A 14,625-nucleotide genomic window follows, 5' to 3' on the forward strand; every position below is an offset into this window, starting at 1 on the left:
GCGTCTTCCCCCTGCTCAGCTCTTGTCGGCGCCGCTGGTCAGGCCCTCGGTGAGGAGGCGTTCGGCGGCGAAGAACAGAACTACCACGGGAATCGTCAGGACCACCGAACCCGCCATGAGCACCGTCTTGGAGACCTCGATGCCGTTGGCCAGTTGGGCGAGGCCGAGCGAGACCGTCCACTTGCCGGGCTCGGCGGCCAGGAAGAGGAGCGCGAAGAGGAACTCGTTCCACGCGATCATCAGCACGTACAGGCCGGTGGCCATCAGGGACGGCAGCGCGAGCGGCAGGATCACCTTGCGCACGGTCTGAAGCCGGCTGCACCCGTCGAGGGCGGCGGCCTCCTCGATCGAGTAAGGGATGGTCACGAGGTAGTTCTTCAGCATGTAGATCGCGACGGGCACGGTCTGCGCCACGTAGACGATCGCGAGGCCGACGAGGCTGGAGGAGAGCCCCATCTTCGCGAACATCACGAAGAGCGGGACGGCGAGCAGCGTCGACGGGAACAGGTACACCGCGAGGAAGAGCGCGCTGACTTGGCGACCGCCGAAGAACTTCAGGCGGCTGATGGCGTACGCGCCCGGCACCGCGGCGAGCAGGGTCAGCGCGACCGTGCCGAGCGAGACGAGCGCCGAGTTCCACAGCAGGCCGAGGAAGCCCTGGCCGCCGTCGTCCGTGGAGCGGAGGACTTCCTGGTACGTGGAGACGGTGAAGTCCTTCGCCGACACCCACAGCGCGCCCGGGTCGAGCAGCAGCGCGTCGATCGGCTTCACCGACAGAAGCAGCATGTAGTAGAAGGGCACGACGGTGATCAGCACGAGGAACGCGATGACCACCCACCGTGCGGCGCCGAAGAACTTCTCCTCGAAGCGGGCGCGCGACATGGCCGCCTTGCGGGACGAGGTCACGACTCCTCCTGCATCTTGTTGCCGAAGAACTTGAAGTACAGGCCGAGCAGGACCATGAGGGCCACGGCCAGGACGAGGGCCTGGGCGGCCGCGGCGCCCACGTCGTAGCGGGCGGTGAGGAAGTCGTAGACGCGCACGGCGGCCACGTCCGTGCCGGCGCCGCCGCCGGTCAGCAGGTAGACGTCGTCGAACTTGTTGAACGTCATGATGAAGCGCAGCACGCTCAGCAGCGCGATCACCGGCATCAACTGGGGAAGCAGCACGTGCCGGAAGGTCTGCGTGAGGGTGGCGCCGTCGACCTTCGCGGCCTCTTCGAGCCCGTCCGGCACCGCCTGGAGGCGGGCGAGGATGAAGAGGAAGGCGAAGGGGAAGTAGCGCCAGATCTCGAAGGCGATGACGGTGAACAGCGCGAGCGGTATCTCGAAGTGCACGCCGAGCAGGCCGACTTCGTAGCTGCGCGTGGACAGGAACGCGATCGGGTCGTCCCAGCCGAACAGCCGCCGCCCCCACTCGTTCACGATGCCGTACTGCGGGCTGAGCGCGACCTCCCACACGAACGCGACGGCGACGACCGGGGCCACGTACGGCAGGAGCATCGCGGCGCGCAGGAAGCCGCGGCCGCGGAACGGGCGGCGCAGCGCGAGCGCGGCGACCAGGCCGAGCGCGATCGAGCCGAAGGTGGAACCGGCCGTGTAGATGAGGGTGGTGCCGAGGCTGGACCAGAAGCCGGCCGAGTCGAAGACCTGCCGGAAGTTGTCCAGGCTCCAGTTGCCGATGAGGCCCATGCCCTGGATGTCCACCAGCTTCGCGTGCTGGAAGGCGAGCAGCACGGTCCACAGGATCGGCAGCACCACGACGACGAGCACGACGAGGAAGGTGGGGCTGACGAAGGCGAGGCCCGCGCGGTTGGCGCGGCGGCTCGCGGTGAGCGGCTTGCGGGCGCGGGCCCGGGCGCGCGGCTCGGCCGGTCCGTCCGGCGGGTTGGGGCGCGGCTCCGCGCTGGGGGTGACGGTGGTCATGGGCACGGCTTTCGTGAGGTACGTGTGAGGGCTCGTACGGGAGCAGCTACTGCAGCGACTTCTTCAAGGCGGCGACCTCTTCTTCCGCCTCGCGCGCGGCCTCATCGGGCGAGAGCTGGCCGCTGGTCATGGCGCCGATGGCCTTGGGCACGGGCAGTTCGCCGTTGGTCGCGCCGACCAGCGCGCCCTCGCCCTGGCTGATCCCCCAGCGGCGCAAGTTGCCGACGCCGTCGGCGAGTTGGTCGAGCAGCGCGTCGGGGAACACCTCGTCGAGCGGCTTGCGGGTGTCCACCCCGACCTCGCTCTGCCGCCACGCGTCCACGTACTTCTGCGGCTCGGCGGCGGTGCCGTGCCGGACCGGGATCTTGCCCTCGGGGGCCATCCCGAACCAGGACTCGTAGCCGGTGCCCATCATGTACTCGATGAACTCACGCGAGGCCGCGGTCTCCGCGGTCTTGGTGGTCACCCACGAGGTGATCTCGCCGAACTGCGCGGGTTCCTGGCCGTCGGGTCCCTTGAGCGCGGTGACGATGCCGCTGTTGCGGGCGAGGAACTCCTCGTCCTTCTTGCACTCGGCGCAGCTCGGCAGCGCGTCCTTGCGCAGGCCCGCGAGCTCGTCCAGCAGGAACGAGGACCAGATGATCATCGAGGAGCGGCCCGCGAAGTAGGTGGCGCGGGTGGAGTCGACGGTCTGGATGCCGGGTGCGCCGTATTCGCGGGCGAGTTCGTCGTACGCGGCGAAGGCCTGCGCGCACTGCGGGGACCCGAGCGCGGACTCGCCCTTGTCGTCCACGAGTTGGCAGTCGTTGGCGAGGGCGAGGCTCTCGAAGCTCTGCGAGGTGAACACGTCGGAGGGGTCGGTGGCGGCGGAGATGCCGTCGTTGCCCTTGGTGGTCAGCTGCTTCGCGGCGGCGAGGGCGCTCTCGTACGTGTCCGGGGCGGCGAGGCCCGCCTTGTCGAACTGGTCCTTGCGGTAGACGAGCAGCTGGAGCCAGGAGTCGGAGGGGACGCCGAGGCTGGTGGCGCCGTCCGAGGTCAGATCCAGGGCGTTCTTGTCGAAGGTGGAGCGGTCCAGCTTGCCGAGGATCTCGCGCGGTATCTCCGTGTTCAGCAGGCCGTTGCTGTACATCTGCCAGGTCTGGCCGAGCGGGGCCGCGGCGATCACGTCCGGCAGATTGCCGGAGGCGGCGGCCGACATGATCAGCTGCGGCATCTGCCCCTCGTCGACCCCGACGAGCTTGACCTTGACGCCGGTCTTCTCCTCGAAGCCGTCGATGACCTTCCGCGTCGCGGCGATGCGGTCCGGCAGGTTCTCCTGCGACCACACGGTGATCTCGCGGTCGGGCTTGCCCGGCCCGGTGCTGCCGGAGCAGCCCGTGAGCAGCCCGGTGCCCAGAGCCGCCGTGACGCCGACCGCGATCATCCTCGACCGCTGGATCCTCGTACGCATTGCCGTCCTCGTCGCCGACTTTCGCCTGTCCGTGACGCATCTCAGCACTACTTTTGACTGTTGACAAGACATAAGTGCGAGATAGTGTCGGCGTAACACCAGCCGAACCACCTCTTTCCGGAGTCGTCCGTGGAACGCGTCGTTCAATTCACAGGTCCCCGCCAGGTGGAGGTGGCCGAGCACGCACCGGCCGAGCTGCCGCCCGGCCATCTGCGCGTCCACACCCGCTACTCGGGCATCTCGGCGGGCACGGAACTGACGGCCTACCGCGGCACGAACCCGTATCTGACCCGCACCTGGGACGCCGAGTCCCGGCTCTTCCGCGACGGCGCGGCGGGAATCGCGTATCCGGTCGTCGGCTGGGGCTACTCCGAGGTCGGCGAAGTCACCGAGATCTCCCCGGAGTTGGCGGGCACCCCCGGGCTGCCGGCCGTGGGCGACCTGGTCTGGGGCATCTGGGGCCACCGCAGCGAGGGCATCGTCCCCGTCGAGCGCATGATCGGCCACACGCTGCCCGCCGGACTCGAGCCGCTCGCGGGCGCGTTCGCCCGGGTCGGCGCCATCGCGTACAACGCGGTCCTGGCCGGCGGCATCAACCTCGGTGAGGACGTGGCCGTCTTCGGCCAGGGCGTCATCGGCCTGATCGCCACCCGCCTCGCGCAGCTCAGCGGCGCCCGCGTCACCGCCGTCGACGCCATGGACGTACGCCTGGAGACCGCGAAGAAGTACGGCGCCCACACCGCGCTCAACGCCCGCTCCGGCGAGGTGGCCGATCTCGTACGGCAGGCCACGGACGGCCGCGGCGCGGACCTCGCCATCGAGATCAGCGGGGTGTACCCGGCGCTGCACGAGGCGGTCCGCTCGGTCACCGTCGGCGGCCGCGTCGTGGCCTCCGGCTTCTACCAGGGCGACGGGATCGGGCTGCGGCTCGGCGACGAGTTCCACCACAACCGCGTCGAGATCGTCTGCTCCCAGATCGGCGGCGTGCCCGCCCCGCTCTCGGGCCGCTGGAGCGTGGAGCGCCTGCAGCAGACCTTCCTGCGCCTGGTCGCCGAGGGCCAGGTGGATGTGACCTCGCTGGTCAGCCATGTCGTGCCGGTGGCCGAGGCCGCCGACGCGTACGTCCTGCTCGACGAGCGCCCCGCCGACGCCCTCCAGGTCGTCCTGGAATTCTGAGAGGTCCCGAACTCATGCTGAAGACCGCTGCCCAGGAACAGCTCCTTCCCGGTGAATCCCTCCAGGAGAAGTGGGAGTTCGCGCAGGAGGCCGGTTACGACGCCGTCGAGCTGCGCGCCAAAGGCGATCTGCACTTCGCCTCGCGCCTGCCGGAGCTGAAGCAGGCACTCAAGGACGGCGTCGTGATGCCGACCGTGTGCGTGGAGATGCTGCACTTCTTCGGCGCCTTCGACGAGGAGCTGCGCCGCGACGCGATCAAGCAGATGAAGTCGCAGCTCACGGTGATCGGCGAGATCGGCGGGCTCGGGGCCCAGACCCCGGCCTCGTACGGGATGTTCTCGCGCCGGCTGCCCCCGTTCGAGCCGCCGCGCTCCGAGGCCGAGGACCGCGAGGTGCTGCTCTCCGGTCTCGCCGAGCTGGGCGAGCACGCGGCGCGCGAGGGCGTCACGCTCTACCTCGAACCGCTCAACCGGTACGAGGACCACATGGTCAACCGCCTCGAGCAGGCAGCCGAGTTGATCAAGGAGGTCGGTCTGGACTCCGTGAAGATCGGCATCGACAGCTACCACATGAACATCGAGGAGTCCGACCCTGCGGCGGCGATCATCGCGCACGCCCCGTACATCGGGCACGCCCAGGTCTCCGACTCCAACCGCTTCCAGCCCGGCGCGGGACACCTCGACTGGCAGGCCTGGCTGGGCGCCCTGCACACCATCGGGTACGAGGGCTATCTCGCCGCCGAGTGCCGCCTGACCGGGGACCCGGTCGAGGCCGTGCGCTCCGTGCCCGCGTTCCTCAAGGGGTCCGGCGCGTGACGGCACTCCTTGACCGGCCCGCCCGCACCGCCGCCGCGGACCTGACCCTGCGGCGCGGTGCGGCGCGCGTCCTGCTCGACAACTGGACGGGGTCCGGCACGGTCCCCTCCCGCACCCTGTACCCGCACCAGTGGAGCTGGGACTCGGCGTTCATCGCCATCGGACTGCGGCATCTGTCGGCGCGCCGTGCCCAGCGCGAGCTGGAGTCGCTGCTCGCGGCTCAGTGGGCGGACGGGCGCGTCCCGCACATCGTCTTCAACTCGGCCGTACCGAACGGGGCCTACTTCCCCAGCCCCGACTTCTGGCGGTCGTCCACGGCCGGTCACCCGGCCGGCGCCCCCGCCTCCCTGGAGACCTCGGGCATCGTGCAGCCGCCGGTGCACGCGCTCGCCGCATGGCTCGTCCACCAAGCCGATCCTGCCGAGTCGCGGCGCCGCGGCTTCCTGTCGCGGGTCTTCCCGCACCTCACGGCCTGGCACGCGTACCTCCTGGGCGCGCGCGACCTCGGCGGCTCGGGGCTCGCGGCGATCGTCCACCCGTGGGAGCCGGGCATGGACAACAGCCCGTGCTGGGACGGCCCGTTGTCCCGTATCTCCCCCATCGACACCGGCAGCTTCCGCCGCGCCGACCTCGACCACGGCCACCCCGCCGACCGCCCGACGGACCTCGACTACGGGCGGTACGTCCGGCTCGCGGCCGACTACCGGGACGCGAGCTACGACGACCGCGCAGCCCGCCATGCCTTCGCGCTCGAAGACCCTTGCTTCAACGCCCTGTTGACCGTCAGCGAGCACGCGCTCGCCGACATCGCGGCCGAGCTGGGCGCCGACCCGGCACCGCACAGGGCACGCGCTGAGCGTCTGACCGAGACGCTCGTGGCGCGGCTGTGGGACGAGGAGGCGGGTGCGTTCCTCGCCCGCGATCTGGTGAGTGACGAGCTCGTACGGGAGCGGAGTGTCGCCGGCCTGGCACCACTGCTCGTGCCCGGACTCCCCGCATCGATCGTCGACCGCCTGGTCGGCACGCTCGACGGACCCGGCTTCCACGCCGACGCCACCGCGCTCGTGCCGAGTTACGACCTGACCGGTCCCGCCTTCGACCGCACCCGGTACTGGCGCGGGCCCGCCTGGTTCAACACGGCCTGGCTGATCGAGCGCGGACTGCGCACGCACGGCCGGCACGCGCACGCCGACCGCATCCGCGCCTCGCTCCTGGAGACGGCGGGCGGCTCCGGGTTCGCCGAGTACGTCGACCCCACCACCGGCGAGGGCCGCGGCGCACGCTCCTTCTCCTGGACGGCCGCGCTCACGCTCGACCTGCTGCACACCGACGACCGCACGGAGGCGGGGCGATGAGCGGCACCGGGGCACGCGTGCAGCTCGTCCGGGACGCCACGTTCGCGCATCTCACCGCGGACGGCTCGATCACCGGCACGCGCGGCACCTCGCCCGACGGCCTGTTCGCGCGCGACGCCCGCCACCTGAGCCGCTGGCAGCTGACCGTCGACGGCGACTCCCCCTTCGTCCTGTCCCCCGCCGCCCCCTCCGGCGAGGGCGCCGCGGAGTGCGTGCTCACGCCCGAGGGCACCCGGGACGCGCCGCCCGCGTACGCCGTGTTCCGCCGACAGGCCGTAGCCGCCGGGGAGTTCACCGACGCGCTGCGGATCGTCGGCAGCGGCGCCGAGCCGCTGACGGCCGAGGTGACGCTGACCGTCGGCGCGGACTTCGCGGACCTGTTCGAGCTGCGCGCCGACGACCGCGCCTACGCGAAGCCGGGCGCCGAGTACCGCACGACGCCCACCGCGACGGGCGTGGAGTTCGGCTACCGGCGCGAGGACTGGTATGCGCGGACGGCCGTCACGGCGGACCCCGCCCCGGACGAGGTGGAGGTCCAACAGGCCGACGGTTCCTGCCGATTGACCTGGCGGCTGCACGTACCGCCCCACGGGCAGGCGGAGTTGCGGCTCCGCACGGAAGCACAACCGTACGGCCCGCCCCTCACCGCGGCACCCGGCACGTCCGGTGCCGAGGGCCCGACCGGCACCGACCCCCTCTCCCTGGCCTGCGCCAAGGGCCTCGACGACCTGCGGCTGCTCACCATCCCGGCCACCGGCGTGGACGGCGAGACGGTCGGCGTGCCCGCGGCCGGGATCCCCTGGTTCCTCACCCTCTTCGGCCGGGACTCGCTGCTCACCTCGTACTTCATGCTCCCGTACCGGCCGGAGCTCGCGGCGGGCACCCTGAGCGCGCTCGCGGCCGTGCAGGGCGAGCGGTACGACGCGTACAGCGGCGAACAGCCGGGGCGCATCGTGCACGAGACCCGCCTGGGCGAACTCGCGCACTTCCGCCAGGTCCCATACGGCCGCTACTACGGTGCCGTCGACGCCACCCCGCTCTTCCTCGTCCTGCTCCATGCCCACTGGGCGCGCACGGCCGACGACACCCTCGCGCGCCGGCTCGAAGCCCACGCACGCGCGGCGGTCGCCTGGATGACCGGCGACGGCGGCCTCGACGAGCACGGCTATCTCGTCTACTCGCCCGACCCCGACGGCCTGGTCAACCAGAACTGGAAGGACTCCGCGGGCGCCGTCTGCTTCAAGGACGGCCGGCAGGCCGAGGGCCCGATCGCGGTCTGCGAGGCGCAGGGATACGCGTACGACGCGCTGCGGCGCACCGCGCGCGTGGCCGAGGAGGTCTGGCAGGACCCTTCCCTGGCACGGGAGTTGGACGCCCGGGCCGACGACCTGCGGGCCCGTTTCGTACGGGACTTCTGGCTGGCCGATGACGACTTCCCGGCCCTCGCCCTGGACGGCAAGGGACAGCAGGTCGACGCGCTCGCCTCCGACGCGGGCCATCTGCTGTGGTCCGGCATCCTCGACGAGGACCGCGCCCGGCGCGTGGGCCGCCGCCTGGTGGAGCCCGACTTCTTCTCCGGCTGGGCGATCCGCACCCTGGCCGCGGGCCAACTGCCGTACCACCCGCTCTCGTACCACCGGGGCAGCGCCTGGCCGCACGACAACGGCGTCATCGCCCTCGGCCTGGCCCGCTACGGTCTCGCCGACGAACTGCGCAAGGTCGCGGCCGGCCTCACCGAGGCGGCCGCCCACCACGGATACCGGCTGCCCGAGGTGCTCGGCGGCTACGAACGCGCCGCTTCCGCGCGGCCCGTCCCGTACCCGCACTCCTGCTCCCCGCAGGCGTGGGCGGCGGCGACACCGTGGGCGCTGCGCACGGCGCTGGAGTCGGTGGGCGGCTGACTGCCTTGATTGCTGCTTACGGCTCTACGACGACTTCCTGAGCCGCCGCCGTCGTCCCCACCAGGAGCTGGGCGTCCACCGGAACGTTCCGCTTGACCAGCGCGAGCGCGATCGGGCCCAGCTCGTGGTGGCGGGCCGAGGTGGTCACGAAGCCGATCTTGCGGCCCTCGGGGCCGTCGGAGGCCAGCCTGACCTCCGTGCCGTGGCCGGGCAGGTGGACCTCGCTGCCGTCCAGGTGCAGGAAGACCAGGCGGCGCGGGGGCTTGCCCAGGTTCTGCACGCGGGCGACCGTCTCCTGGCCGCGGTAGCAGCCCTTCTGGAGATGGACCGCGCTGCCGATCCAGCCCAGCTCGTGCGGGATGGTGCGGTGGTCGGTCTCGAAGCCGAGCCGCGGCCGGTGGGCCTCCACGCGCAGCGCCTCGTACGCGAGGATGCCGACCGCCGGGCCGTGCTCGGCCACGTACGACTCCAGCTGGTCGCGCGGCAGGAAGAGATCGCGGCCGTACGCGGTCTCACGGGCGACGACGCCCTCCGGCACCGGCGCGATCGAACCGGCCGGAAGATGCACGACCGCGAACTCCTCGGTGCGGTCGGCCACTTCGACCCGGTAGAAGAACTTCATCGACTCCAGGTACGCGAGCAGCGCCTCGCCCGTGCCGGCCTCGAAGTACGCCCACGTGGTCGTGCCGTCGTCCACGAGCGAGAGGTGGTGCTCGATGTGGCCGTTGGCCGAGAGGATCAGCGCCTCGGTGGCCTGGTGCGGGGGCAGCTGTTCCACGTGCTGGGTGAGCAGCAGGTGCAGCCAGCTCAGGCGGTCGTCGCCGGTGACGGTCAGGACGCCGCGGTGCGAGAGGTCGACGACCCCGCTGCCGTCTGCGAGGGCGCGCTGCTCCCGGTACAGCTCGCCGTAGTGCGCGGCGACACCTTCGTCGGCGCCCTCGGCGGGGACGGCGCCGGGCAGGGACAGCAAAGGGCTCTTCATGGTCACCCAATCTACGACGAGGCGACGGCCGGGCTTATTCCCCGGGGCCCCGGGAGGCTGCCTCCGCGGCCTGGCCCGCTTGTGCCGTGCAGTCCTTGCAGCGGCCGAAGATCGCGAAGTGCTTCATGTCGGTGTCGAACCCGAACTCGGCCTTGAGCTTCGCCGTGAAGTCGGCGGCCACCGACACGTCGGCCTCGATCACGTTCGTGCAGTCGCGGCAGACCAGGTGCAGATGGTGGTGGCGGTCCGCGAGGTGGTACGTCGGGGCGCCGTGGCCGAGGTGGGCGTGGCTGACCAGACCGAGCTCCTCCAGGAGCTCCAGCGTGCGGTAGACCGTGGAGATGTTCACGCCCGAGGCCGTCCTGCGGACCTCCGCGAGGATGTCGTCGGGGGTCGCGTGCTCGAGGGTGTCCACCGCCTCGAGGACAAGCTGACGCTGCGGCGTCAGCCGGTAGCCGCGCTGCCTGAGGTCGCTCTTCCAGTCGGTGCTCACCACAGGGCCCAGTGTAGGTGGGCGGGGGTGTGCGGTGCGGGGGCTGTGCGTTCAGGCGGACGGGGGCCGGTCGTTCAGGCGGACGGGAGCCGGTCCGTTCAGGCGGCGGAGGGGAACGGGAAGGGTGCCCGGTCCGGTGCCACCCAGCCGGTGCGGGCCTACGGGGCGGCGAGCGCGGCCGAGGTGTAGTACCGGACCAGCAGCCGCTTGTCGAGCAACTCCGGCCGCCGTACGAGGAGTTCGTCGAACTCGTCGGTCTCGTCTGCGTGATGCCCGACCAGCTCGACCCAGGCGCGGCTGACCGTCGCGTGGTACTTCTGCGGGGCACCGGCGTACCGGGCCGTCCGCCGGATTCCGTCACTGACCAGCCGTATCGCCGCCTCCGTGCCGTGCCGGCGGACCGCGAGCCAGGTCAGATGGACATGCTGACGGTGCCCGAACCGGGACGCGTCGGCCATGACTTCGGCCATGAGCCCGTCGAAGGTCCCGGCCACCTTCCCCTCGAAGGCCTCGGCCCCGGTCATCGCGCGGCCTCCCCGAGTGCGGCGAGCACGGCCCGGTAGCCGGCCACATCCTCGGGCCGCACCGCCGCGAGCGCCCGCGCCTCCAGTTCCGCGAAGGCCTCGCGCACCGTGGCCGCGGCGGCCCGCCCCTGCTCGGTGAGCTCGATCCGCACGGAGCGGCGGTCGCCCGGCTTGAGCGCGCGGGTCAGATGGCCGCGCTTCTCCAGCCGGTCGAGCACACCCGTCGTCGTGGTCGGCTTGGACCCGATCGCGGCGCCGAGCTCGCTGACCGTGCGCGGCCGGCCGTCGGCGAGGTTGGCGAGCGCGTTGATCTCGGAGGGCGTGAGCTTGAGGGCGGCGAGCTCCGTGGTGAGCACGTGCAGGGTCGCGTGGGTGGCGCGCTGAAGCGCCAGCAGGCTCTCCCCGCCGGGCTCCAGCCTTGATTCTACGGATTCGGTATTCACGTTTATGGACTATACGGATCCGTACTAAAATTGCCAAGCGCATGCAGAAGGGCGGCACCCGGGAACGGGTGCCGCCCTTGCGAGGCTCAGAAGCCCTGCGGCTCGGCGGAGGCGCGGCCTACTTGAAGAACGCGATGCCGTCATCCGGCATGTCCGGGAGGTTGCGCGCCATCTCGGCGACCTCCTCCGGGGTCACGACCTTCTTCAGCTGGGCCGACATGTACGGGCGCAGCGGGACCTCGGGGGTCTGCTTCTCGCCCACCCACATCAGGTCGCCCTTGACGTAGCCGTACAGGCGCTTGCCGCCGCTGTACGGGCCCGAGGCGGCGGTGCGCGCGACGGCGTCCGTGGCCAGGTCGATCTGCGGCTTCTTGTCGGCCAGCTCGCCGTACCAGACCTCGACGACACCGTCGTCGCGGACCATCACGACCTCGACCTTGCGCTCGGCGTCGATCCGCCAGAAGCCGGACTCGGTCTCGAGCGGCTTGACCTTGTTGCCCTCGGCGTCCAGGACCCACGTACGCGAGTGGTACTCGAGGAAGTCACGCCCGTCGTGGCTGAAGGTGACCTCCTGCCCGAAGTTGCACTTCTCGGCACCGGGGAAGTCCGAGACGCCCGCACCCGCCCAGTTGCCGAGCAGGAAGGCGAGGGGCACGAGGGAGGGGTTCAGGTCGGACGGGATCTCGATCATGACTTGCTCTCAGTACGGCGTAGGGGGGTACGCGGCGGACGGCGGCGTACGAAGGTCAGCGCTGACCCTGGTACAGCTTCTTCACGGTCAGTCCGGCGAAGGCGAGAACGCCGACGCAGACCAGGACGAGCAGGGCTGAGAAGAATGCCTCAAGCACTTCGGTGCTCCTCGATGAGCGGTGGGGCAGGTAAACGGCCGGGCCCCAGCTTAGTCGGCCGGGGCCCGGGGGTCGCTGTGAGGTGGGTCCGGTCGGGCCCGCCTCAGTCCAGGAGCTGGGTCTGCAGGACCACGGTCTGGTGGAAGGGGACCCGCTCGGCGCCGCCCTTGCGGGTCTGGACGATCACACCGATGGTGTCGCCGGAGGCCAGGTAGGCGACCCGGTCGTCCCCCTTGTCTTCGGGGGCCGAGTCGTACATGTACAGCTGGGTCTCGATGTCCTCACGGGGGTTCTCCCACTTCTCGTCGACCACCGTCGCCCCGACGCCCTCGATCTCCCGGCCCGCGTCCCCGGCGGGCGAGAGGATCTCGTCCAGGAAGCCGTCCGCGTACCCGACCGAGGGGAAACGGACCAGATAGATCCGGCTCTGCGTGCCGTCGGGAGCGGTCCAGGAGCGGGAGACGATCTCGCGGATGCCGTAGTCGCGCAGCCCGTTCGCCACCTCGCCGCGGCTGTCCTTCGCGTACAGCCCGGCGAACTCCTTGCCCGTGACGGCCTTCGGACCCGTGTCGTCCTTCGCCCCCTTGGGCGCGTCCAGCATCAGGTCGGTCAGGGCCGCGTGGTGGATCTCGCCGGGGTTCGCCTCGCCGAAGGGGCGGGGCTTGCCCTCGGGGAGTGCGGGCAGCTTCAGGGCCGGGTAATCCCAGCGCCCGTCCGCCTGGGTCGCGAGGCCCGGCACGTCTGTCCGCTCCATGGACGTGATGCCGTACGCGGTGCCGGCGCCTGCCCCGCCGAACACCAGCACGGCCAGGGTCCAGCGGGCGACGGCCCGCAGCACATGCCGGTCCTTGAGCGAGGGCTTGGGCGGCGGTGGCTGCACCCAGGTGGCCGGCCCCTCGGCCTCGACCTGGGTGACCCCGCCCCACTGCGCGGGGATCTCCGGCTGCGGTGCCGGAGCGGCCGGAGGCAGCTGCTGGTCGGTCATACGTACTCCCCCGGCGCATCGATGTGGTCGAGCTGCTTCTTCAGGAGGCGGGCCGCCTCGGTGGTGCTCATGGGCTTCGGGCCGTACGCGTAGAAGCTCACGTAGACGCCCTTGACCTGCGCGGAGCAGAAGAGGTCGTCGACCGGCTCGTCCTTGTCCCCGGGGACGAGCGTGCACCGGACGCCCGGGTGCCCCTCCACCTTCGGGCCCTTCTTGGATCCGGGGAGGACCTTGAGCAGATCGGTCATGAAGGACTGGAGCTGACGCAGCGCCTTGCTGTCCTTCGCCTTGGTGAGCGTGGTCTCCACGACCATGCCGGCCTGCTCCTCGACGTAGGAACGCCCGGCGACCCCCTCCACCCCGAACTTCTCGACCCGCTGGTTGAACTGCCGGCGCTGCTGGCCGGTGAGGCCACGGCCCGCGGCCTTCAGGCGGGCCGTGGCCTGCTTGCCCGTCAGGGAGCTGTCGTTGCCGTTCTCGTCGATGTCCGGGCCGAGCCGGTAGCCCACGGGCACCGGCAGCAGGAGCTTGGAGAGCTCGGTGTCGTGCCGGCCGCGGTGGGCGTCGGCCGCCGGGTCCTTGCCGGACTTGTGGGTGCCCCAGTGCCGGGTGGTCACCGTCGTATCGGCCCGGTCCACCGTCGACCTGACGTGGAAGGCGGCGCCGCCGACGGCTCCGAGGACCACCACGGCCGGCAGAACGAGGGCCACGATCCTGCGTCCGCGCCCGGATCCGCGCTCGGGCCGCTCGGGCCCCGCGGTCAGCGTCTCGGGTACCTCGTTCACAGCCGGCCCACCTGCTTCTCCACGATCGAGCGGATGTCGTTCTTGCTGATCGGCTTCGTGTCGGAGATGTGCACATCGACCATCACGTCACCGCGGTAGGCGATCGCCCGCGCTCGGTAGAAGGGGAGATAGCCCGGCTTGTTCTCGACCGGGTAGACGAAGTAGCGCCCCTCGACGCTGCCCTTGAACGCGTGGCCCGGGTTGCCCGCCCCCGCCTTCGTCTCGGGCATGTACGACAGCTGCTCGACCGCGTGCTCGACCGCGCCCCGCTGGCCGTCGGCCCGGAACTGCACGAGGTCGACGCTGGTGACACGGTGGGCGCCCTGCATCCAGGACGCGGAGGCGACGCGGCGGATGCCCAGACCGTTGAGGTACTCGACCATCCAGTCCGGGTCGTCGTAGTTGAGGACGTAGTCGCGCGGCGACAGCCAGCCGGAGTCCGGCAGCGCGCCACCGACGTCGGCCGCGCCCGGGGTGCGCGCACCCTTCGGCCGCGGCACGAGGAGCTTGCGCAGATCCCCGTCCGTCTTGTGCCGCCCGGCCGCGTCCTTCGCCGCCTTCGACGGCTTGTCCGGATACACGAGACCGTGCTGCGACAGCGCCGGCAACGGCGTCGGCTCACGGTCCGCCTGGACCGTGTACCCGTACGCCCCGCCGCCCGTGACGCCGAGGACCGCGGCGGCGAGGATCAGCGCAGTCGTGCGCCCGCGACGGCGCTTGGGCCGCGGCGGCGCGGCGGGCTCATCGGGTGCGGGCGGCTCGCCTGCGAAGGGGCCGAGCGCCTCCCCGGCGAAGGGCCCGGACGCCGACCCTGCGAAGGGGCCGGACGCCTCCCCTGCGTCCGGCGGCACGGGCGGTGCTGCTGGTTCCACGATCCCCCCTGGGTTCCTGGGACGCGCCGATTCCGTATCGACGCGCCCAGAAGACCCCCGGGAAACACGGG

Annotated in this window: 15 protein-coding genes; 4 read left to right on the forward strand and 11 right to left on the reverse strand. The window is 71.3% G+C overall.

Annotated elements, in window-relative coordinates:
* Positions 1–15: 15 nt before the first annotated feature.
* The 3 genes from BLT97_RS31405 to BLT97_RS31415 are packed head-to-tail and all read right to left on the reverse strand — an operon-like array spanning position 16 to position 3,375.
* Positions 16–882 (reverse strand): carbohydrate ABC transporter permease, encoded by an 867-nt coding sequence (locus BLT97_RS31405; RefSeq protein ID WP_093616475.1) that lies wholly within the window; start codon positions 880–882, stop codon positions 16–18.
* Between the two features lie 20 nt (positions 883–902).
* A complete protein-coding gene (locus BLT97_RS31410; RefSeq protein WP_093616325.1) occupies positions 903–1,925 on the reverse strand; it encodes a carbohydrate ABC transporter permease in 1,023 nt (340 codons plus the stop codon).
* A 46-nt stretch (positions 1,926–1,971) separates the two neighbouring features.
* Entirely contained in the window at positions 1,972–3,375 is a 1,404-nt protein-coding gene (locus tag BLT97_RS31415; RefSeq protein WP_093616327.1) for an ABC transporter substrate-binding protein, read from the reverse strand.
* Between the two features lie 129 nt (positions 3,376–3,504).
* Between BLT97_RS31415 and BLT97_RS31420 the strand changes: the two genes are divergently transcribed.
* Genes BLT97_RS31420 through BLT97_RS31435 form a run of 4 tightly spaced genes read left to right on the forward strand, consistent with a single transcriptional unit; the run spans position 3,505 to position 8,622 of the window.
* Complete coding sequence (locus BLT97_RS31420) at positions 3,505–4,551, forward strand: zinc-dependent alcohol dehydrogenase (protein WP_093616329.1); 1,047 nt, start codon at positions 3,505–3,507, stop codon at positions 4,549–4,551.
* A gap of 14 nt (positions 4,552–4,565) precedes the next feature.
* The gene (locus BLT97_RS31425) at positions 4,566–5,366 is read left to right on the forward strand and encodes a sugar phosphate isomerase/epimerase family protein (protein WP_093616331.1); all 801 of its coding nucleotides are present in this window, start codon (positions 4,566–4,568) and stop codon (positions 5,364–5,366) included.
* Entirely contained in the window at positions 5,363–6,721 is a 1,359-nt protein-coding gene (locus BLT97_RS31430; RefSeq protein WP_093616333.1) for an MGH1-like glycoside hydrolase domain-containing protein, read from the forward strand. The genes BLT97_RS31425 and BLT97_RS31430 overlap by 4 nt, the downstream gene beginning before the upstream one ends.
* Positions 6,718–8,622 (forward strand): amylo-alpha-1,6-glucosidase, encoded by a 1,905-nt coding sequence (locus BLT97_RS31435; RefSeq protein ID WP_093616335.1) that lies wholly within the window; start codon positions 6,718–6,720, stop codon positions 8,620–8,622. Before BLT97_RS31430 ends, BLT97_RS31435 begins: the two co-directional genes overlap by 4 nt.
* 16 nt (positions 8,623–8,638) lie before the next feature.
* Here the strand turns inward: BLT97_RS31435 and ygfZ are convergent, their stop codons facing one another.
* From ygfZ to BLT97_RS31480, 8 genes are all read right to left on the reverse strand, one after another.
* On the reverse strand, positions 8,639–9,604 hold the full coding sequence (ygfZ, locus tag BLT97_RS31440; RefSeq protein WP_093616477.1) for a CAF17-like 4Fe-4S cluster assembly/insertion protein YgfZ: 966 nt from the start codon (positions 9,602–9,604) through the stop codon (positions 8,639–8,641).
* Between the two features lie 34 nt (positions 9,605–9,638).
* Positions 9,639–10,100 carry a Fur family transcriptional regulator gene (locus tag BLT97_RS31445; RefSeq protein WP_093616337.1) on the reverse strand — a complete coding sequence of 154 codons (462 nt, stop codon included), beginning with the start codon at positions 10,098–10,100 and terminating at the stop codon, positions 9,639–9,641.
* Between the two features lie 155 nt (positions 10,101–10,255).
* Positions 10,256–10,621: a hypothetical protein gene (locus BLT97_RS31450; RefSeq protein WP_218137339.1), complete on the reverse strand. Its 366-nt coding sequence runs from the start codon at positions 10,619–10,621 to the stop codon at positions 10,256–10,258.
* Complete coding sequence (locus BLT97_RS31455; protein WP_218137340.1) at positions 10,618–11,064, reverse strand: MarR family winged helix-turn-helix transcriptional regulator; 447 nt, start codon at positions 11,062–11,064, stop codon at positions 10,618–10,620. The genes BLT97_RS31450 and BLT97_RS31455 overlap by 4 nt, the downstream gene beginning before the upstream one ends.
* 118 nt (positions 11,065–11,182) lie before the next feature.
* On the reverse strand, positions 11,183–11,755 hold the full coding sequence (locus BLT97_RS31460; protein ID WP_093616339.1) for a heme-binding beta-barrel domain-containing protein: 573 nt from the start codon (positions 11,753–11,755) through the stop codon (positions 11,183–11,185).
* 260 nt (positions 11,756–12,015) lie between these two features.
* Complete coding sequence (locus BLT97_RS31470) at positions 12,016–12,897, reverse strand: hypothetical protein (RefSeq protein WP_093616341.1); 882 nt, start codon at positions 12,895–12,897, stop codon at positions 12,016–12,018.
* Positions 12,894–13,682 (reverse strand): hypothetical protein, encoded by a 789-nt coding sequence (locus tag BLT97_RS31475; RefSeq protein ID WP_093616343.1) that lies wholly within the window; start codon positions 13,680–13,682, stop codon positions 12,894–12,896. The genes BLT97_RS31470 and BLT97_RS31475 overlap by 4 nt, the downstream gene beginning before the upstream one ends.
* The gene (locus BLT97_RS31480) at positions 13,679–14,554 is read right to left on the reverse strand and encodes a hypothetical protein (protein WP_342742798.1); all 876 of its coding nucleotides are present in this window, start codon (positions 14,552–14,554) and stop codon (positions 13,679–13,681) included. The genes BLT97_RS31475 and BLT97_RS31480 overlap by 4 nt, the downstream gene beginning before the upstream one ends.
* Positions 14,555–14,625: the final 71 nt, after the last annotated feature.

Source organism: Streptomyces indicus, from assembly GCF_900100315.1.
Classification (GTDB): Bacteria; Actinomycetota; Actinomycetes; order Streptomycetales; family Streptomycetaceae; genus Streptomyces; species Streptomyces indicus.